At 35.5% G+C, this 18,742-nt stretch carries 20 protein-coding genes and 2 pseudogenes; 8 read left to right on the top strand and 14 right to left on the bottom strand.

Annotation, left to right across the window (positions count from 1 at the left end; translation table 11 throughout):
- Nucleotides 1–11: 11 nt before the first annotated feature.
- Complete coding sequence (gene xylB, locus H7F27_RS10790) at nucleotides 12–1,511, bottom strand: xylulokinase (RefSeq protein WP_185847881.1); 1,500 nt, start codon at nucleotides 1,509–1,511, stop codon at nucleotides 12–14.
- Nucleotides 1,512–1,672: 161 nt separating this feature from the next.
- Nucleotides 1,673–3,010, bottom strand: a complete 1,338-nt coding sequence (xylA, locus tag H7F27_RS10785; RefSeq protein ID WP_101861431.1) for a xylose isomerase — start codon at nucleotides 3,008–3,010, stop codon at nucleotides 1,673–1,675.
- A 257-nt stretch (nucleotides 3,011–3,267) separates the two neighbouring features.
- On the opposite strand from xylA, the gene H7F27_RS10780 reads away from it, so the two are divergent.
- Nucleotides 3,268–4,422: a transcriptional repressor XylR gene (locus tag H7F27_RS10780; RefSeq protein WP_101861430.1), complete on the top strand. Its 1,155-nt coding sequence runs from the start codon at nucleotides 3,268–3,270 to the stop codon at nucleotides 4,420–4,422.
- Between the two features lie 150 nt (nucleotides 4,423–4,572).
- On the opposite strand, the gene xynB is transcribed toward H7F27_RS10780, so the two are convergent.
- The 3 genes from xynB to H7F27_RS10765 form a co-directional block, all read right to left on the bottom strand.
- Complete coding sequence (gene xynB, locus H7F27_RS10775; protein WP_185847880.1) at nucleotides 4,573–6,174, bottom strand: xylan 1,4-beta-xylosidase; 1,602 nt, start codon at nucleotides 6,172–6,174, stop codon at nucleotides 4,573–4,575.
- Between the two features lie 54 nt (nucleotides 6,175–6,228).
- On the bottom strand, nucleotides 6,229–7,620 hold the full coding sequence (locus H7F27_RS10770) for an MFS transporter (RefSeq protein ID WP_103672498.1): 1,392 nt from the start codon (nucleotides 7,618–7,620) through the stop codon (nucleotides 6,229–6,231).
- A 576-nt stretch (nucleotides 7,621–8,196) separates the two neighbouring features.
- Complete coding sequence (locus tag H7F27_RS10765) at nucleotides 8,197–8,478, bottom strand: hypothetical protein (protein WP_253295275.1); 282 nt, start codon at nucleotides 8,476–8,478, stop codon at nucleotides 8,197–8,199.
- A gap of 549 nt (nucleotides 8,479–9,027) precedes the next feature.
- Here H7F27_RS10765 and H7F27_RS20860 point away from each other — a divergent pair.
- Complete coding sequence (locus H7F27_RS20860; RefSeq protein ID WP_260627252.1) at nucleotides 9,028–9,258, top strand: hypothetical protein; 231 nt, start codon at nucleotides 9,028–9,030, stop codon at nucleotides 9,256–9,258.
- Nucleotides 9,259–9,270: 12 nt separating this feature from the next.
- On the opposite strand, the gene H7F27_RS10760 is transcribed toward H7F27_RS20860, so the two are convergent.
- From H7F27_RS10760 to H7F27_RS10755, 3 genes are all read right to left on the bottom strand, one after another.
- Nucleotides 9,271–9,666, bottom strand: coding sequence for a UPF0715 family protein (locus H7F27_RS10760; protein ID WP_185847879.1), 396 nt, complete (start codon nucleotides 9,664–9,666; stop codon nucleotides 9,271–9,273).
- Between the two features lie 83 nt (nucleotides 9,667–9,749).
- Entirely contained in the window at nucleotides 9,750–10,025 is a 276-nt protein-coding gene (locus tag H7F27_RS21065; RefSeq protein WP_313770539.1) for a hypothetical protein, read from the bottom strand.
- 554 nt (nucleotides 10,026–10,579) lie between these two features.
- Nucleotides 10,580–11,200, bottom strand: coding sequence for a lytic polysaccharide monooxygenase auxiliary activity family 9 protein (locus tag H7F27_RS10755; RefSeq protein ID WP_024121682.1), 621 nt, complete (start codon nucleotides 11,198–11,200; stop codon nucleotides 10,580–10,582).
- A 450-nt stretch (nucleotides 11,201–11,650) separates the two neighbouring features.
- Between H7F27_RS10755 and H7F27_RS10750 the strand changes: the two genes are divergently transcribed.
- Together H7F27_RS10750 and H7F27_RS20855 are read left to right on the top strand one after the other, a co-directional pair.
- A complete protein-coding gene (locus H7F27_RS10750) occupies nucleotides 11,651–12,154 on the top strand; it encodes a DinB family protein (RefSeq protein ID WP_024121683.1) in 504 nt (167 codons plus the stop codon).
- Nucleotides 12,155–12,355: 201 nt separating this feature from the next.
- A complete protein-coding gene (locus H7F27_RS20855; RefSeq protein ID WP_249746143.1) occupies nucleotides 12,356–12,595 on the top strand; it encodes a hypothetical protein in 240 nt (79 codons plus the stop codon).
- 92 nt (nucleotides 12,596–12,687) lie between these two features.
- On the opposite strand, the gene H7F27_RS10745 is transcribed toward H7F27_RS20855, so the two are convergent.
- From H7F27_RS10745 to H7F27_RS10725, 5 genes and pseudogenes are all read right to left on the bottom strand, one after another.
- A complete protein-coding gene (locus H7F27_RS10745; RefSeq protein ID WP_024121684.1) occupies nucleotides 12,688–13,200 on the bottom strand; it encodes a GNAT family N-acetyltransferase in 513 nt (170 codons plus the stop codon).
- 355 nt (nucleotides 13,201–13,555) lie between these two features.
- Entirely contained in the window at nucleotides 13,556–14,089 is a 534-nt protein-coding gene (locus tag H7F27_RS10740; protein ID WP_185847878.1) for a GNAT family N-acetyltransferase, read from the bottom strand.
- A gap of 82 nt (nucleotides 14,090–14,171) precedes the next feature.
- Nucleotides 14,172–14,579: a UPF0715 family protein gene (locus tag H7F27_RS10735; protein ID WP_024121686.1), complete on the bottom strand. Its 408-nt coding sequence runs from the start codon at nucleotides 14,577–14,579 to the stop codon at nucleotides 14,172–14,174.
- A 107-nt stretch (nucleotides 14,580–14,686) separates the two neighbouring features.
- Nucleotides 14,687–14,955 (bottom strand): annotated as a pseudogene (locus tag H7F27_RS10730) (hypothetical protein).
- 349 nt (nucleotides 14,956–15,304) lie between these two features.
- Nucleotides 15,305–15,469 (bottom strand): AAA family ATPase, encoded by a 165-nt coding sequence (locus H7F27_RS10725; protein ID WP_024121689.1) that lies wholly within the window; start codon nucleotides 15,467–15,469, stop codon nucleotides 15,305–15,307.
- A gap of 747 nt (nucleotides 15,470–16,216) precedes the next feature.
- Here H7F27_RS10725 and H7F27_RS10715 point away from each other — a divergent pair.
- From H7F27_RS10715 to H7F27_RS10700, 4 genes are all read left to right on the top strand, one after another.
- A complete protein-coding gene (locus H7F27_RS10715) occupies nucleotides 16,217–16,477 on the top strand; it encodes a hypothetical protein (RefSeq protein ID WP_081638323.1) in 261 nt (86 codons plus the stop codon).
- Nucleotides 16,478–16,801: 324 nt separating this feature from the next.
- Complete coding sequence (locus tag H7F27_RS21130) at nucleotides 16,802–16,846, top strand: hypothetical protein (protein WP_372588338.1); 45 nt, start codon at nucleotides 16,802–16,804, stop codon at nucleotides 16,844–16,846.
- Between the two features lie 133 nt (nucleotides 16,847–16,979).
- On the top strand, nucleotides 16,980–18,110 hold the full coding sequence (locus tag H7F27_RS10705) for a response regulator aspartate phosphatase (protein ID WP_024121691.1): 1,131 nt from the start codon (nucleotides 16,980–16,982) through the stop codon (nucleotides 18,108–18,110).
- Entirely contained in the window at nucleotides 18,100–18,243 is a 144-nt protein-coding gene (locus tag H7F27_RS10700; protein WP_024121692.1) for a hypothetical protein, read from the top strand. Before H7F27_RS10705 ends, H7F27_RS10700 begins: the two co-directional genes overlap by 11 nt.
- Nucleotides 18,244–18,282: 39 nt before the next feature.
- Here H7F27_RS10700 and H7F27_RS10695 read toward each other — a convergent pair.
- Nucleotides 18,283–18,629: pseudogene (locus H7F27_RS10695) on the bottom strand (UV damage repair protein UvrX); the annotation flags it as partial.
- Between the last annotated feature and the right edge of the window lie 113 nt (nucleotides 18,630–18,742).

Genomic DNA, 18,742 nt, shown 5'->3' with positions numbered 1-18,742 from the left:
CACACATATAATTAGTTTTTTCGAAAGCTCTTCAAGGCTGTATTTAGACCCTTTGTGTGAGTGTAAATTTTCTTATACACATCGAATAGTGTTTTATATTTTTGAACATTTTGTTCCTTTGGATAAAATGTAGCAGCCTCACGAATGAACTGCTCTGCACACTCTTCAAGAGATTCAAACCACCTACTTCCAAAGGCAGCTAGCATAGCAGCACCCATGGCTGGGCCTTGTTCATTTGCCAACTTTATCACCCTCGCATTGAAAATATCAGCTTGCATTTGAAGCCACGTTTCATTTTTAGCTCCTCCACCAATAGAAACAACGGTATGCACTGATTTTCCCGCTTCTCGAAATAGCTCAATTGATTCATGTAAAGAGAATGTAATGCCTTCCATAACCGCCCTCAAAAAATGCTCTCTTTTATGTGCTCCATCCATTCCAATTAAGCTTCCCCGAATAGAAGAATCAGCATGTGGCGTTCTTTCACCTACCAAATAAGGAGTGTATAGCAGTCCATTTGCTCCTATTGGAATAGATTCCACCCCCTGCAATAATTGCTCAAACGATTCGTTTGGGGCAAACGTTCTTTTGAACCAGTCCAAGCTGTACCCTGCAGCGAGCGTGACTCCCATCGTATAAAAAGAATCCTTTTTTCCATGATTAAAAAAGTGCACTTTCCCTTTAAAGTCTCTTTCTTCGCCTTCTTCGTATGAAAGTATGACCCCTGACGTTCCAATACTGCATAATGTTTTTCCGGAAGAAAGAATGCCGGCTCCAATCGCACCACAAGCATTGTCTGCTCCCCCAGCGTACACTTTTGTTTTTTCCAAGAGCCCTGTCTCAGCCGCAACGTTCGGAAGCAGCGATCCTACACAATCATGAGATTCAACAAGCGGAGGACAAATATCTGCAGAAATGCCAAATCGATTGCAAATATCATCGCTCCACTCCTTGCGAGTAATATGTAAAAGTAACGTTCCTGCTGCATCGGAGTATTCGGTGTGAATGGCACCGGTCATACGAAATCTCACATAGTCTTTCGGAAGCAAAAAAACAGCCGTTTTTTTAAAAAGTTCAGGCTCATGTTCCTTCACCCATAACATTTTAGGTAATGTAAACCCTTCTAAAGCACGGTTTTTTGTGATGTTAAGCAGATTATCACCGAATTTCTCGGTCATCTTAATACATTGAGGCGTGGTTCTGGTGTCATTCCAAAGAATTGCATGACGTAACACCTGCCGATCCTGGTCAAGCAGTACTAACCCATGCATTTGTCCTGAATAACTTATCCCGTCAATATCCTTGGCTTGAACGTTGGATATGGAAACCAATTCAGCCAATGCATCAATTGTTTGCTGCACCCAGTCTTCAGGATTTTGCTCACTATATCCCGCCTTCTCTTGAATGAGCGGATAACTTTTGGACGTTTCTGCACAAACCTTGCCGTTTTGATTGACTAAAATTGTTTTAACAGCACTCGTTCCAAGATCTATTCCAATGACATACTTCATTTTTTCACCTCTTACCCTTATAAAAAAACCATTCACTCTAAATAAATCCCAATTATAGAAATTACCCGTCATAACAATAAGCAAAAGGTAAGGAATCATGACGGGCAGTCTCAGGTATTAGCTATCATGCTATACCTTTTTATAGCGGTTCTCTTTATCTGTTATACTTCTAAAATGTATTGGTTCAATATAGCTTTTAATCGCTCCTGTCTTCCTGATTCGTTTTTGATTGCTGTATTATTTAACGCATATTGCTCAAGAGTATGGAAATTAGCTCTTCCTTCTGTAATTTCAAGACCTATTCCTTCAGTAAAGCTGCGATAACGATGTTGAATCACATCATCAAACACACGATCTTCGATTAATTTATGGGCTACTCTCAATCCTCTTGCAAATGCATCCATCCCCGCAACATGGGAATATATTAAATCATCAGGCTCAAAAGAAGACCTTCTGACCTTCGCATCGAAGTTTAATCCGCCGCTTCCAAGGCCGCCATTTTGCAGGATTTCGTACATTGCTAATGTCGTAGAATATAAATCCGTCGGAAATTCATCTGTATCCCAGCCTAAAAGAGGATCACCCTGATTCGCGTCAACAGAGCCAAGAAGACCATGTACTCTTGCCATCCGTAATTCATGTTCAAATGTATGCCCTGCTAATGTGGCATGATTGGCTTCGAGATTTAATTTAAAATGATTGTCTAAGCCATATTGCTTTAAGAAGGCAATGGTTGTTGCTGCATCTGTATCATATTGATGAGTGGTCGGCTCTTTTGGTTTTGGCTCAATCAAAAACTGCCCTGTATATCCGATTTCCTTTGCATAATCCACTGCCATATGCATGAATCTCGCCAAATTATCAAGCTCCAATTTTAAATCGGTATTTAACAATGTTTCATATCCTTCACGGCCGCCCCAAAATACATAGTTCTCGGCGCCAAGCTCTTTTGCTGTTTCTAACCCTTTTTTTACTTGTGCTGCAGCATACGCAAACACATCTGCATTGCAGGAAGTCGCCGCACCATGGACGAAACGGGGATTCGTGAACATGTTTGCAGTATTCCATAATAGCTTAACGTTGCTATTTCTCATATACTCTTTAATCATGCCCACGATGATATCTAAATTGTGATTTGTCTCTTTTAACGTACTTCCTTCTGGTGCAACATCTCGGTCATGAAAAGCAAAGAATGGTGCATCTAGTTTTTCAAACATCTCAAATGCTGCTTCTACTCTCGCCTTCGCCAGATCCATTCCTTTATAGTGATCCCATGGCCTTTGCATCGTAGCTGCCCCAAAAACGTCTGTTCCATCAGCGGTAAATGTATGCCAATAGGCAATAGAAAACCGCAAGTGCTCTTTCATCGTTTTTCCGCCGATTACTTCTTGAGAATTATAATATTTAAATGCTAAAGGATTAGTGGAATCTTTCCCTTCGTAAACCACTTTGTTTACGCTTTCAAAATAGTTGACTGAACTAGAATGAGATTGAGCCATGTTATTTCCCCCTTAAAAATCATTTCAAATACATGTGCATTTTATTTCATATTGTAAGTAAGTTGTCTATTAGTTTGTTGTTCGAACAAACTAACTTATTTTAATCTTATATAACCTCATCAGTATTTTCAATATTTTTTTTGTTTTTTATGAACACATTAGATATAGTAAAGGTAAGATTAGCTATGTACTATGTCTCATACTGAAAACAATACATTTCAACTTAATGTAAAGATTATACAAATGGAGTGGATTAAGTGGTTATCGCTGATCAAACCTTTGTCAAAAAAGTAAATCAAAAGTTATTATTAAAAGAAATTCTTAAAAATTCACCTATTTCAAGAGCAAAATTATCTGAAAAGACTGGATTAAATAAATCAACTGTTTCATCACAGGTAAACACGTTAATGAAAGAAAATCTTGTTTTTGAAATAGGTCAGGGACAATCAAGTGGCGGAAGAAGACCTGTCATGCTTGTTTTTAATAAAAAGGCAGGATACTCCGTAGGAATAGATGTTGGTGTGGATTATATTAATGGCATTTTAACAGATCTTGAAGGAACGATCGTTCTTGATCAACACCATCATTTGGAATCAAATTCTCCAGAAAAAACCAAAGACATTTTAATTGATATGATTCATCACTTGATTACGCATATGCCACAATCTCCATACGGGCTTACTGGTATAGGCATATGCGTGCCTGGACTAGTTGATAAAAATCAAAAAATTGTTTTCACTCCGAACTCCAACTGGAGAGATATTGACTTAAAATCTTTCATACAAGAGAAGTTCAATGTGCCCGTTTTTATAGAAAATGAGGCGAATGCTGGAGCATATGGAGAAAAAGTATTCGGTGCTGCAAAAAATCACGATAACATTATTTATGCAAGTGTCAGTACAGGGATAGGGATCGGTGTTATTATCAACAATGATTTATATAGAGGGGTAAGCGGATTCTCTGGAGAAATGGGACATATGACAATAGACTTTAATGGCCCTAAATGCAGTTGCGGAAACCGAGGCTGCTGGGAATTGTATGCTTCAGAGAAGGCTTTATTAAAATCTCTTCAGACTAAAGAGAAAAAAGTGTCCTATCAAGATATTATAGACCTTGCCCACCGGAATGATATCGGAACTTTAAATGCATTACAGAATTTTGGATTCTATTTAGGAATAGGCCTTACCAATATTCTAAATACATTCAATCCTCAAGCCATCATTTTAAGAAACAGCATAATTGAATCGCATCCTATGGTTTTAAATTCAATTAGAAGTGAAGTGTCGTCCAGGGTTTATTCCCAATTAGGCAATAGCTATGAATTATTACCGTCTTTCTTAGGAAAAAATGCACCGGCATTAGGAATGTCCTCTATTGTTATTGATCATTTTCTGGATATGGTTACAATGTAATTTATGATTAAAATGTACAGATCTCTATGTCCTGCGCTCATCTTTAAAGATGAGCTTTTTGTTTGTTATATTGATGTTGAATAGGAGTATTTTTGAAGGATAAGAAAAAAGGAGTTCTAAAATAGAAGTCTCCTTTTTTCATGAAACAAATTATTTTTCTTTATAGCGAAAATATCTAAAGTCGGCCGGAATATGATTACCACTGGTATCTTGGCATTGCATCCCTACAAAGGCTCCCGTGAAAAATCCTCCTCCACGGATGTAATCATCTGATAATTTTTTCGATTCCAATGCAATGTCAATTTTATGCCAATCTTCTTTGTTAAAAGAATAAAAATAATAATAATTTTCCTTTTCAATATTTACTTTTAAATATACATACTTTACTTCATCTGGAATAACAATTTTATTTTTTAATGGTTGTGAAAAAGAAAAGTTATCACATATTGTTAATTCAAGAATACGGCCAAGGTCTTCATCATGCGTGACTTGAAGAGCCGTCCAGTTCTCTGTATTGTAATAGTTCACCAATCCAGCGGCTTGTTGAAAGTTCTCCGGATAAAACTCAACAGCCGTTTCCGCTTCAAAATGGAGGCTTTGCCAACGCCTGGCTACAAATGCCTGAGTAAATGTCGAGGTTAATGATTCATGGCCGTATAATCGTAAATGATTTGGCACTTGAGTTAATGAACCTAATTCATTCGTAAACGGGATCCTTAAAGTTTGAAAATTTATATTTAATGTTGAGTCCTCAAATTCATCAACTTCCGGGTACGTTGCTTGAAACATTGTATTAGGTATAGAAGGCGCTTCTACCTCCAAGCTTCCTTCTTTTCCACCTACTACATAAGGCCAATCATCTTTCCAATCCAGTTTTTGAATAGCTGTTTCTCTGCCTAAAGGGCAATATCCTCTCTGCTGAAAAATTGAATCATCGTCAGGATGAATAGGACGGCCCGTTAAATGAGCTAAATACCACTCATCTGTATGTGTTTGAACAATGGATGCATGACCGCATTTTTGCAATGGATTTCCAGGATCATGCCATGATGTTAAGATTGGATTATCGGGATGAACTTCATATGGACCCTCAATATTTGTAGAACGGGCAATTGTAGCAGCGTGTTCAAACCGTGTTCCTCCTTCTGCAGTCAATAAATAATAATAGTTCCCGATATGATAAAGGTGCGGAGCTTCTGTTAGTTTTCTGTCGGTCCCTTTAAAAATAACTTTCGGTTTACCAATTAATTTTTTCTCCTCATCAGAATATTCCTGTATGACAATTCCTCCAAATGAATGCCGATCAATACGCTGATCCCATAACATATTTAATAAATATTTTTTTCCATCCGTATCATGGAACAAAGAAGCATCAAATCCTGAGCTATTTAATTTGATCGGATCCCCCCAATCACCATTAATCGTTTCACAAGTAACTAAATAATTATGACAATCTTTCCAAGCGCCATCTACTACCTTAACATCCGTATAGATCAGCCAAAACTTTCCGTCACTATAACTTAAACATGGTGCCCAAACCCCGCCTGAATTAGGGTTTCCTTTCATATCTAATTGTGAAACTCTTTGTAATGGATGTGCGACTAAGTGCCAATTCACTAAATCTTTTGAATGATGTATCTGGACACCTGGAAACCACTCGAATGTAGATACAGCGATATAATAATCCTCTCCTGCCCTACAAATACTTGGATCGGGATTGAATCCTTTAAGTACTGGATTGATAATCTTCATTTGAACTCCTCCTCAGCTATTTTCTTAATAGGCTTCTCTTATTTGGTGCCATTTTCATGCCTTGAATTCCTCAATATTATCCAAATAAATTTTATCTCTATTCTCTAATTCTCGTACCATTTTTTTGTATTTCTCTTCATCTAAGTTATAGAAATTAATATCAATCATGGCTAGAACCAGCAAGAACACGGGAATGATTGTTGCTGTAATTAAAATTCCCGTTAATGCCTCCGGGGTTTGTGTTTGATTTGCCACGTATCCAAACTTATCTAAAACCAACCCAGGAACAATCCCTCCCAGTGCCATACCGAATTTAAAGAAAAATCCGATAATAGCATATATGAGCCCACCCATTCTTTTCCCAGTCCTATACTCTCCATATTCTATTGTTTCAGGAATGAGCGCCCACATATATCCCCCGGCAGTGAGACTTCCGGCAGCAGCAATTAATCGAAAGAAGAGTATTAGATATACATTGCTTGGCGGAACAAATAGTAAAGCTAAGAGGCCGATAATATTCAGTAATAATGCATAGTTTAGTAGTTTTTTCTTCCCCAATAATTGATGAAGCCTTGGAATAAACGGTAAAATGACCAAAGCAGGCAAACTTCCAATCAAACCGTACCACTTCACTAAATCCTCTCTTCCCAAGTTATATGTCACATAATAGATGCCAACTGAATTACTTATTGAATTCACTCCAAAAATAATAATAAAGAAAATGCTTAATACAACAAGTGGGCGATTCACATGAAATTGCTCAAATATATCCGATAATTTAATTTTCTCCTCAGACTTTTGAAGAGTGACACGCTCTTTTGTGCTTTTAAAACAAAAGATTAAAAGGCACCCGCCTATCATTCCCAAAATACCCATGGTTAGCTGCCAGCCAAGAGATTCGTTGCCGGAAGTATCGCTTAAATAGGCAGCCAATAAGGGAACAAAAAATGCAACGACAAGTCCCCCAAGATTCGCAAATAACATACGAACAGATGTTATACTAACAACTTCTTGATTATTTCTAGTCATTGCAGAAGTTAACGCGCCATATGGAACGTTTATGGTTGTGTATGTAAGCGACAAACCAACATAGGTCATATAGGCATATATTAATTTCCCCATGTCTGAAAAATCTGGAGTTGTAAAACAGAGTAATGCAAGTACTACAAATGGGAAAGCTCCGAATAAAAGATACGGTCTAAAGCGTCCAAACCTGCTATTTGTTCTGTCTACTACCGTTCCAATAAAAGGATCAGCGAGAGCGTCGATGATTCTAACCACTAAGAACATGGTACCGGCTGCTGCTGCCGATAAACCAAATACATCTGTATAGAAGAACAAAAGATAAGTAGACACCGTTGCATAAATTAAATTACATGCAAAATCTCCAGAAGCATAGCCAACTTTTTCAGTCATGCTAATCTTCTTTAAATTTTCACTGACCATGATTTTTCCTCCCTTTTCGATCATTAAATAAGGAACAGTATGAAATGGTATAAAAATTTTCCAAACTCACCTCAGCTGGTAATTGTTTATAAAAGCGCTTTCAAAAAATCACAAAAAATATGAGTGGTTTAACTTCACAGATTATTCTTCATCGTACAAAATGATCTGATCAGCAAGCAGTAAATTCATCTTTTTTCGTTGCACTCGTATACTTGGGAAAGGATTAAAGATACACTCTTTTGTTTTATATATTGTTTAGCTCCAATTGAATCGAGCCTTTTATTCCCCCCTTATATTTAGAAATAACCTTATCTTACGGAACTAATAAAGTCACCTTCATTAGTTTGTTGATTGGACAAACTAACTTGACTTAATATTATAAAATCCTATCAACTTTTTCAATGTTTTTTCAGAAAATTTAAATTCCTGCAGCAAATATTGATTATTGCTTTTTTTAACAGTCAGTTTCTCAAATATCCTGATTATTCTCTTCAAAAAGATTTCATTCCTTCTAAGAACCCTGTAAAATTTTAAATTCATATAAACTTCACTTGAATAAAACAAAAAGCAGTCTATTCAGAACTGCTCCTTAGTGTTCTCTTCTTTTAACTTTTTGTTTAGCTTGAAACCAATTAAGACATTGATCATCGCAGCTGGAAAATATAAAATTCCTGCTCCCATTATTCCTAACGCAGTGCTTGAACCTACTATAAAAGCCTGCATTTCTGTATTTCTTGACTTCAAACTAAGTAATACTAGAATACCCGCTAAAACCCCTATAAACCGAGCAATGCCTGGAATAAAGAAATCGGTTAGGGTTCCAAATATTTGTCCAATAATTGATAACACAATCCCCATAAAACTGGATAATACAACTAATGTTTTGATAGCTTTTCACCCTTTTTAAATCCGTTTCCAATATTAAACCGCTTTTTTTGATACAGGTCTACAAGTATAGCAGCCCGCTCTACAAACCCTCTCAGCTGCCATGCTTTTTGACTCACCATTCTCTTTCCGCTCTATTCCAATACAAATAAACACTCCTTACCCTGCGACAATGGCGATTAGCTTTATTCAAGAACTCTGCAAAGGCGGTGTATTCTTACATGAATGCCGGAGATGTGGAATAGAAAAGAGCATTTAACTTAATACTCTTTCAGATTTCTCACAGTCCGTTTCCAGAAACTTATATACTTTACTTTTCTTGTTTAAGCTCTTTCTTTTTATTCCTTTTGTAACCTGCATAAGAGCCGCCAAAAATAGCTATAAATATGGAAATTAAATAAAAATGTTCAAGTCAACTCCCCCAATTTTAAATAAAACACTTCTTTTATCATGACCCCTTTTCCTCTCCAATAAAAGCTCATACCGTGTTATGGTTTAAAAAAACTTTCAAGGAGTGGTTCTTTGCTTAAAGCTTCAAAAATTTTGATCTCATGTGCAGCTTTAATCCTATGCGTATATTCTTTATATCATCAAAGTGAATTCCTCTTGGTTTCTCTCCAAGTATTAGTTGCATTTCTCTTTGTTTTAATGGGAGTGGAGACACTTTCAGAGAAACAAACAAGGTCTGCGTATTTGTTGTTCGGATCAGCGGCTTTTATACTTGTTGTGAACGTTGTGAAATGCATAATTTAAATAGTAAATAAACTAATTCCGCAGGCATATGGAATCCCAGAACCAATAAATTAACGCAGCGGCAATGCTCATTATGTAATAATTTAAGCTCCTGAACACTGTAAGAGCACTAGGCGGATAATCAACAAACCAGAACACGAACACAGCCAAAAAAGCTACTGCAGTATAAATTAAAAAATGGATCAAACTGAACTTTCTGGGATTTCTTCTTAGTAATAATTGTAAGGGAAAAGCAAAGATTAAGTAAGTGATAAAAGAGTAGAATGCAATGATGCCTATTGTGATTAAGGCGATCGCCATAAATCCCGAATAAACAAACATATACAAGCCAAAGACTAGACCATATGACAAACTCGAGAATACCAGAGTATAAACATAACTGTTTAACGTCTTTTGATTGAGGCTCAAATCAGCACCCCCTACCATGTATCCTTTTTAACCAGTTATCCAATTGTTCAAAATCTTCATCGATTTTCACGTCTTTTTAAAAATTAGACTCCGAATAACAAAGTTCCACCTATAAAAAAGAAGAAAGGGAATAGTAACAAAATTGAATTTAAAATGATTCCCCATATAGCCCACCGTTTATTTGTCTTTATTGAAACTAACGCAAGCATTATCCCTATAGGTGAGAGTAATAAAGGGAACAATACCGGCATTCCTTGCCACGGCATTGAAATAATCCCAGTCAAAAAATTAATTATTAATATAGCTGAACTAATTGGAAAAGCAAATGAAAAGATGACTGCAGCTTTTTTAAAATTCATATTAAAAGTAAATCTCCGTTCTCTTTAAAATCGTATTTTTATTAAAAAATATATTAAGACGTCATTGTCTCCGTGCTATGCTTCAACAACGCTTTATTTAATTTTGAGAGATGCTTCAAACCTTGCCTCAGATCACACTGCGCTTAATTCTTTTCTCATATCCCGAAAATAGGGTTTATCTTAATGGTTTTCTATTCGTTATTATCAAGGAAGTGAAGAAGCTTAATGCCATTCTATTCTATGTATTGAGTAGACTTCAATTAAAATTTAAAAAAGATCGGCAGATGCACGAACATCTAACCGATCTGCAATAGATAGCTGATTTTCGTACTTCCACACTCAAACACTCTGTGTTCTCCCGGTTCCGTAACAGTTTCCTTCGTTGTTACAGCAAACGTTTCACTAGCTGGTGATAGCTTATCTGATATAGTCCAACTATTGGCAGCTGTTAAAACCTTAGCGGTATACACTGTTCCAGATTTGATGGCAATTTTCTGATTAAGCCTCATATTCTTGTTCATTGGGATTAAGATTTGTTCGATGGAGGTTCAACATCATTGTATTAGGTTTACATCAATTACGTTATAAAAGGCATTAGAGGTATCCGCAACGTCCCACACCCCTAAAATGACATGATAACCACTGCGATCAGTTGGTACATAAATCTTATGAGAAAGATTAGTATCTGCCTTTGAACCATCGTGATCTACTGTTCCAATTAATTCAAACTCATCTCTTGTTAATGGTTTGTTTGGATTCCAATCTTTCTTGGTTATATAATAGTGCCACTTTGATGTTGCGTGAGGAGCAGTATAGTGCCAAGTAAAGGTGTTTAGACCTCCATGCATGTTTTGTTTTACCCAATGATCTGCAGTCTGCCTGTCTAACCCAAAGTCAATTTGACCAAAGCCTCCATTTGCCGATGCAATTTTTCCATCTGGCGGACCTCCGGCTGGAAACCCTTTAGGTCCTTCTACCGATTGAGGATTATCAACTACAGAACCATACTTTTGTGTAGCTGCAGTCCAACCAATTATTTGTTTTTCTAATGATCCCATGTACGCTCTACTAGCAGGTTCTTTTATATACCCGTGTGCAGATACATCACCTGCAAATAAAGTAGCACCCACACTTAGAACAGCAGTTAGAACAGCGCCTTTGATAAAACCCTTCATTACCAACTCATTCCTCCCTTTGCTGTAAATTTTTTCTCTTTCCTACTATAATAATTCATTATATGTCAGGTAAACTCCTTCTTTATTTTTGATGGCGTTACACTTAAAGAACTTCATACTCCCCAGCTCTTTTGTTCTTCATATAGCTTTTTAATGTAATCACAGATGGCGAACTCTTTTTCAATCTCTGCTTTAACACATATCATCTGCAGTATCATTCAACCCAGCGGTATATTCTGAATCCCCTAATAACTAACAAAAGGATTTATTCAATCTTCAGTGGTAGCTGAAATTCATGTGACTTTGAAATAAAGTCGTGACGTCTATAAGAATGTTGCGATGCCTTCTTTTCCTCAGAAAATTCTTGTCTAAAGTTTTGTTCTTTTTAACTAAACGGGCAGGTATAATTAAACTATAAAAAGAAAACAAAACATCATAAGGAGGATTTTTGTGTTTCAAACCTTAGACCATTTTTTAAAATCTTGGGAGTTCGAAGCCGACGCTACACAGAAACTACTAAATAGTCTAACTGATGAATCACTTAAACAAGAAATAACTTCACAAAATTGGACTTTAGGCCGTATTGCTTGGCATACTGTTGCTGCCATTCGCATTATTACCTCAAACACAGACTTAACGTTTCATGCCCCTGCTGAAGATTATCCTGTTCCTACTTCGGCTCAGTTTATAGCAGACAGCTATCATCAAGCCAGTAATGCGTTTGTACAGGCATTAAAAACCCAATGGACTGATCATACACTTCAAGAACGTATCAACTTTATTGGTCAACAATTGCCAAATGGTTCACTTTTGATGTTTTTGATTCAACATCAAAATCACCATCGAGGACAAATGACTGTTCTTATGAGACAAGCAGGATTAACTGTTCCAGGTATTTATGGTCCAGCTAAAGAGGAATGGACAAAATTCGGTTTGGAACCTCCGCAAATGTAAGCAGCCTTTATAACGAAGTTAACCTATTACAAAATATAAAAGCATGTTTCGATGATTTTTTTTTTCAAAACATGCTCTTCCTTTTGTTCATTTAATTAATGTTGATTAACATCAGAAATAATATCTGCATTTTTCTAATCTCCTTTTTGAATAATGTTTTGATACACATTAAAATGGGTAAAAATTTATCAGGTGATTTCTTTGAATAATGATCAAAAAGTTACTCATTACTCTTCATTTATTTTTTCAACGATCATCGTGTTGCTGGTCGCAATCTTTCCTGAATACACTTCTTGGTTTGTGACTGTTTTCTTTTTGGGTTTTGCAATTATATATACTTTCCAAAAACATAAAGCAAGTTCGTCAAAAGCAATTTCTTATATTTCATATTTCATGTTCACCGTTGCGTTGGTTTACACATTAGTAAATATATCCTCCTAGAATTGTCTCAAATAAAATGCCCTGCATTTAAGAATGTCTCCTGCCATTTGGTATTTTGTTTGTATCGCCAATGTTTCTGCCTTCAATATAGTTCAATTCCACTCTTCCTCTAAAATAGCGTAATAATATTCATCCCACCATTCATTGCCTTTAGGAATACATTTTTTAAAAAAGCCTTCTCTTCTCATTCCAATCTTCTCCATAACTCGGTATGATGGAATATTCTCAGGTTGACACGTAGCTATAATCCTATGTATGTTCATTTCTTTAAATCCATATTCCAAGATAGCTTGTGCTGCTTCAGAAGCATATCCTCTATTTTGATAATTCGGATTAAACACCCACCCAATCTCATATGTATGTTCACCAAAATACTTATAAAAAACAATATGGCCGATAAGAAAATTTTCATCTTTTAGTATTACAGGAAATTTTTCTGCGTTATCACCTTTGTTTTTATTTACAAATGCTTTTGCATCTTCTTCAGTAAAAACCCCTTCTGGTATATACTTCATAACATTAATATCTGACGTATACTCATATACAGCTTTCCAATCTTTGAATTCAAATTCACGTATCAATAACCTTTTTGTTGTTATATGCATTAAAATAACTCCCATCAAAAATAATTTCACTTAATCTTTATTCGATATTAAGACAATAATAACCTCTTTAAATACTATCCTTATACAACAATCTGGGCCCCTTACAAACAACAAAGGGTAGGCTCCTTGTAGACTTCTGTGTACGCCTTTAATTGGTCACGTAAATCCTTGCTCTAATCGCTTGACTTTCCGGTTTAATGATTCGATACTCGCGTCTTTATTATTTTCATTCATATCACTTTGCAGCTTTCTTTTTCATTTTTAAAGCTCTTTACACAAAAAAAGAGGCTATCCACAAAATGACAATTTTAGGGATAACCTCTTTTTTATCAATTTCTAATCAATCATCTAGCTTTCACCCCATAAAAGCTTCTGAATAATGAACGACACCTTGCACATCTTCAAGAGAATGATCTGCTAATTCCAGAGCCATAAATACTTCATCAGGCACCTCAAAGGGGGCTTTTATATTCCATAAGCTAGCTGGCTTAAAACCAAACTTCGGATAATAATCTTTATGTCCTAAAACAATTACTGAACGATAACCAAGCTCTATTGCTTTTTTTAACGCAGCACGAATTAATTGACTCCCGATTCCTTTTTTCTGGTTCTCAGGCGCAACAGAAACTGGAGCAAGTGCCAAAGAATCGACTGCGTTATCGCCATCTATGATTTTGATTTTAGATAAAAGGATATGACCTACGATATCTTTATCTTGATGTAATGCGACCAATGAAAGTTCAGGAATGAATGCATCTGATTTTCTAATTTTATTTACAAGTATGTGTTCTTTCTTGTCGCTATATTCTACATTTGAAAAAGCTCTTTTAATCATTTCTTCAGACGTATGATATTCTTCAGTGAGCTCTTGCCTAATTAAAATTTCCATTCATATCCCCTGTTCTTTTAGTTAATTGCCATAAGCTTTTTCTTCAACAGCCTTATTACTTGTTGTTTAGAACGTTGTAATATTAAATCTTTTCTTGATTCTTTATAAATACTGAATCCCAGAACCAGTACACCGCCGCTGCTACAAAACTCAAATAATAAAAGTTCACATGTTGAACCTCAGTAAGCACATAAGTTGGATCACTGGCTAAGGAGAACAAGAATAATGCGATTAGCGCTACTACGATATAAATTAATAAGTACTTCACACTGAATTTCTTTACTTTTTTTCGAAGTAATATTTGCAATGGAATAGCAAATACTGTATATGGGATGAATGCATAAAATGGTATGATGAAAATTGTTATCAGCATCCAAGGTTCGAAATTAGAATAAGCAAAACCATAAAACCCAATAATAATCCCGTATGTAATGCATGAGAGCGCTAGTGTAAGACTATATTTAGCGACATTTTTTTTATTAAAACTCAAAGCTTTAACCTCCAAAAAATATAGCTCAAATCTTTTCTTAAAAAAAGAATTGTTATTCAGTTATCCAAATTGCTAGATCTTCATCGATTTTCACGTCATTATAAATTTTAAACTTCAAATAACAAAATCCCGCCTATAAACCAGAAAAAAGGAAATAGAAACATAATTGCATTTAAGACTAATCCAAATATGCACACCGTTTATTTGACTTTATTGAAACCAACGCCAAAATCATTCCTATAGAAGAAAGCAATAATGAAAAAACATCGGCATACTTTGCCATGGAATTGAAATAACTCCCATAAAAAAATTAATAGATAGCTCAGATAATTGGAATAGCGATTGAAAAAATAGCTGCAGCATTTTTAACATTCATATTGATAGCAAGTCTCCCTTCTCTTAAAATCGTAGTTTTATTTAGACTTTTTCCCAGGAATGTCTTAACCTTTTTCTTTCTATTTAAAAACAATAGCTTTTTATAGCTCCTTAAATTAAAACACTACACATCAACTTCTGGGTTTCCCGCTCAATTTCTCTTACATTGTTAAACTGCCCGCTAGGTCAATTATAGATTTAAAAACATCATCTTCCATTACTTATTTCTCCTTCTTTGAGAAAAATTGTATCATTTTTATATAACTTTTTTCAATTAATTCTAGTTGTGCCTCTTTTAATATTAGTTCGAATTCAATAAAGTGATCAAACTTGGAATATAAGGCTTCTCCTCATGACTTTTTAATTTCTTCTCTAGATTTATAGTTAGAAGTGCAGATAATGATTGCTTTTGAAATATCTGCTACATAGTGTTTATCAACTAAAATGCCTTCATCAAACATTTGATAAAATGCGCTATGAAATACTGCAGGAGCTTTATCAAATTCATCAAGCAATATAACATTAGATGAACGATTTAATAAGTCTCTTGCAAGGACGACCCATTGGCAAATATTAGTTATTATTGCGGTCGTTTCAACAGCTCAACTATATAAAAACTATCTTTTATTTAGATATCGTGATTGAACTCCAATCAAACGTTTCGAGAATTTTAAGCAACCTTTCAACTTTTGGTGCTCTCCAAGCTGTCATAGCCCGTATGAACCTTTTTCGTATAGTGGTAATGATTTTGTTTTATGTGCTGTTTTGCCTCCGCTTTAGTTAGAAACATTGTATTTTGATAAATGTAATAAACCTCTGTTTCTGGATCAGATCAGCGCCACTGTCTACATATTCATATATCCAATCTAATGCGGAAGCCTCACACTCTATATCTTCCACCGCTTCTGAAGACAATTCATCATTCTCCTTGATGTCCTTTAGATAACTTTCCAGGTCATAAGATTCGCCATCTTCAGGGATGTAAACAGAACAGCGTTCCGCATCATCATCATCTGAAGTCCTAATTCATTTATAATCTCCTATAAACAAACCGCGGTGCAGCTTGAGAGCCATGATCCTGCGTTTTCAATTCAGTTTGGAGGTCTTTCAAAAGCTGAATATCTTGATTCATTCGTTTCCCCCTAATTTGTTTAAAACCACGATTTTGAAAATAAATAGGCTTTTATGATCCTTCATTCACTTCCAAATAAACTCCATATATTGCATAATAAATGCATAATATGTAAATGGAGTTGATATAATTGAACCCTCGAAAAATTTTATTGAGTTCTGCTTTAACATTCGGCATGCTAATATCCGCTGTTCCTGCCTTGGCAACGAATGTTTCATCTGAAGTTGTTGTGAAAAATGATGAATATGAGTACGATACCATATATCAGCTTAGTCCCATACCAAACTTCAAGCCTTCTCTTGAATACAATGGTTATACTTATACTCTTACAAATTATTATTTTGATTACTCAATAGGGTTTTATAAGGCTATTTATACAAAAGTTATTTAAACTTATAAGGGGCTTTTTAGCTCCTTTTTCTTGTTTTAAGCAAGGTGTTTCTTCCTATGTGATCTTTTATGTATGAAATCAACCGTAATATCTACTTTTGCTGGTTCCTTCTTTTCTGTTGCGCTGAGTAATAACAATCACTTGGCTATATTTTGATTCCTCAATGATCTCGACTGATTAACCCTTAGATGTAATATAAGTACTAGGATCGTGTAAGATATACGACTTGACGGTATTGGGTGACAATTTGACAGAGAAATTTAATGCACTTCTAACTTTTTTAACTGCAATGGGAATCATTGTTGACCCGACAACTCTCAAGGTATTTCTGATAGTGAACAAGCAATGGATTATGATTCACCGAGATAAAACCCCTACCCTTCTCTTAATCGAGGAGGGTATTTTTTTCGCTTTTTAAGAAAACGTTAATCTTCCTTAAACACTTAAATATGATAAAATATTACATATTTAGTCTATTGGATACATAGAGGGAGGGATTTCAATGGAGCAATTAATTCCGTCATCCACGGTTGGAGTTAAAATCAATGAGTGGTATAAATACATACGGATGTTCGCCGTTCCAGATGCTGAGATATTAAAAGCAGAGGTTGAAGAAGAAATAAAACATATGAAGGAAGATCAAGACTTATTGCTGTATTATTCTCTAATGTGTTTTCGTCATCAGCTAATGCTGGATTACCTTGAACCTAAGTCATTGAATGAAGAACGCCCTAAAATTTCAGACTTATTAGAAAAGATCGAAAGCAGCCAAACAAAACTGAAAGGTGTACTAGAATACTACTGCAATTTCTTTAGAGGAATGTACGAATTTGATAAGAAGGAATATATAAGAGCAATAAGGTCATATAAAATTGCTGAGAAAAAGCTTGCTTTAGTAACAGACGAAATTGAACGAGCTGAGTTTTATTTCAAAATGGCTGAAGTGTATTATCACATGAAACAAACCCATGTATCAATGCACTATGCTGAAACAGCCCTTAACATTTATAAAGACCAAAAAACTTATACTGTTCGCCGAATACAATGTGCATTTGTTGTAGCAGGCAACTTTGATGATCTGGAAAGTCATGAAAAAGCAGTTCCCCATCTTCAGAGAGCCTTAAAAGACTCAAAAGCCATAAACAAGCACAAACTAATTGGGGCATCTTTATATAATTTGGGGAACTGTTATTATAAAATGAAAGAGTATGACAAAGCTGCTGAATATATTGAGCAAGCAGTCTCATTGTACGAAACCGATAAAAGTGATCTTCTCCCTCACACGTTATTTACGCTTACACAAATTTACTTTAAAATGAAAGATATTGAAAAAGCCTTTATTCTTTATAAAAAAGGAATCGAGAAAGCGCAAGCCATAAACGATGATGTCTTAGTTGCTGAGTTTAATTACTTAAAGGCTTTATATATCGACTCTATAGATAAACGCACAGTTTTTCAAACTTTTTCTGTACTTAAAGATAATGTTATGTATCCAGATTTAGAGGAATTAGCACTCGACACGGCTAATTATTGTAAAGAGATAGGGCAATTTGAAAACTCAACCACCTTTTTTGACGTCATGGTGGATGCCCGAATCCAAATACAAAGAGGAGAGTGTTTATATGAAATTTAAACTTGCATTAGCCACCTTGTCAGTTGTCGTTGGATTAGCAGTGTTTAGTGGCTTTTCATCCTCGAATGACCAAGAATTCCATGAAGCTAAAAGGAATATTACTTCTATTCAACCAACCAAGTTTTTTGTTTAATGTTTAGCCCTTCTCATTGAGAAGGGTTTTAACTCTTATGTACAACAACTTGTTACCCTTTATTCTGAACTTTGTTCAAGCAGCTCTAAGGGAAACTTGGCTAACTGGCCTACAGTCGATATCCCCATTCGGTTCAGGTTCCTTTCTACCCTCCCTCCTATCCCCACATTTTAGACAACAACGAATGAACATTCTAAAGCCTTATTTGGCACATCTTCATATCTCCAACGTGTAATCTCACTCTTCGTTTTCTTACTCTCCAGGTCAAGCGCAAGCATACTGAGTAACATGTTATCTCCAATGCCTACTGTGCACATTAGGCCAAATTCTCTCCACATGCTGCTTTGAATTGCTTTGACCATGTCTTCAGGATCTTCTTTTCCTGCAATGCGGATTTCCCACGCTAAGCAATTATTACATAAAAAAGCTGGATCCCCACTCTATGGGGATCCGACTTTGCTTATTGTTAGAGTATCATTTTCCCATTTTTGTATATTTC

It is taken from the genome of Bacillus sp. PAMC26543 (genome assembly GCF_014250375.1).
GTDB lineage: Bacteria > Bacillota > Bacilli > Bacillales > Bacillaceae > Bacillus > Bacillus halotolerans.
The sequence above is the reverse complement of the archived record's forward strand: the minus strand, read 5'-3'. Positions and strand labels throughout refer to the sequence as shown.

Coding starts and splice junctions, on each gene's coding strand:
- H7F27_RS10755 (WP_024121682.1), bottom strand. CDS start 11,200: ATGAAGGGTTTTATCAAAGGCGCTGTTCTAACTGCTGTTCTAAGTGTG.
- H7F27_RS10740 (WP_185847878.1), bottom strand. CDS start 14,089: ATGGAAATTTTAATTAGGCAAGAGCTCACTGAAGAATATCATACGTCT.
- xylB (WP_185847881.1), bottom strand. CDS start 1,511: ATGAAGTATGTCATTGGAATAGATCTTGGAACGAGTGCTGTTAAAACA.
- H7F27_RS10705 (WP_024121691.1), top strand. CDS start 16,980: ATGGAGCAATTAATTCCGTCATCCACGGTTGGAGTTAAAATCAATGAG.
- H7F27_RS10770 (WP_103672498.1), bottom strand. CDS start 7,620: ATGGTCAGTGAAAATTTAAAGAAGATTAGCATGACTGAAAAAGTTGGC.
- H7F27_RS10745 (WP_024121684.1), bottom strand. CDS start 13,200: ATGCATATAACAACAAAAAGGTTATTGATACGTGAATTTGAATTCAAA.
- H7F27_RS21065 (WP_313770539.1), bottom strand. CDS start 10,025: ATGAATTTTAAAAAAGCTGCAGTCATCTTTTCATTTGCTTTTCCAATT.
- H7F27_RS10700 (WP_024121692.1), top strand. CDS start 18,100: ATGAAATTTAAACTTGCATTAGCCACCTTGTCAGTTGTCGTTGGATTA.
- xylA (WP_101861431.1), bottom strand. CDS start 3,010: ATGGCTCAATCTCATTCTAGTTCAGTCAACTATTTTGAAAGCGTAAAC.
- xynB (WP_185847880.1), bottom strand. CDS start 6,174: ATGAAGATTATCAATCCAGTACTTAAAGGATTCAATCCCGATCCAAGT.
- H7F27_RS10765 (WP_253295275.1), bottom strand. CDS start 8,478: ATGGGGATTGTGTTATCAATTATTGGACAAATATTTGGAACCCTAACC.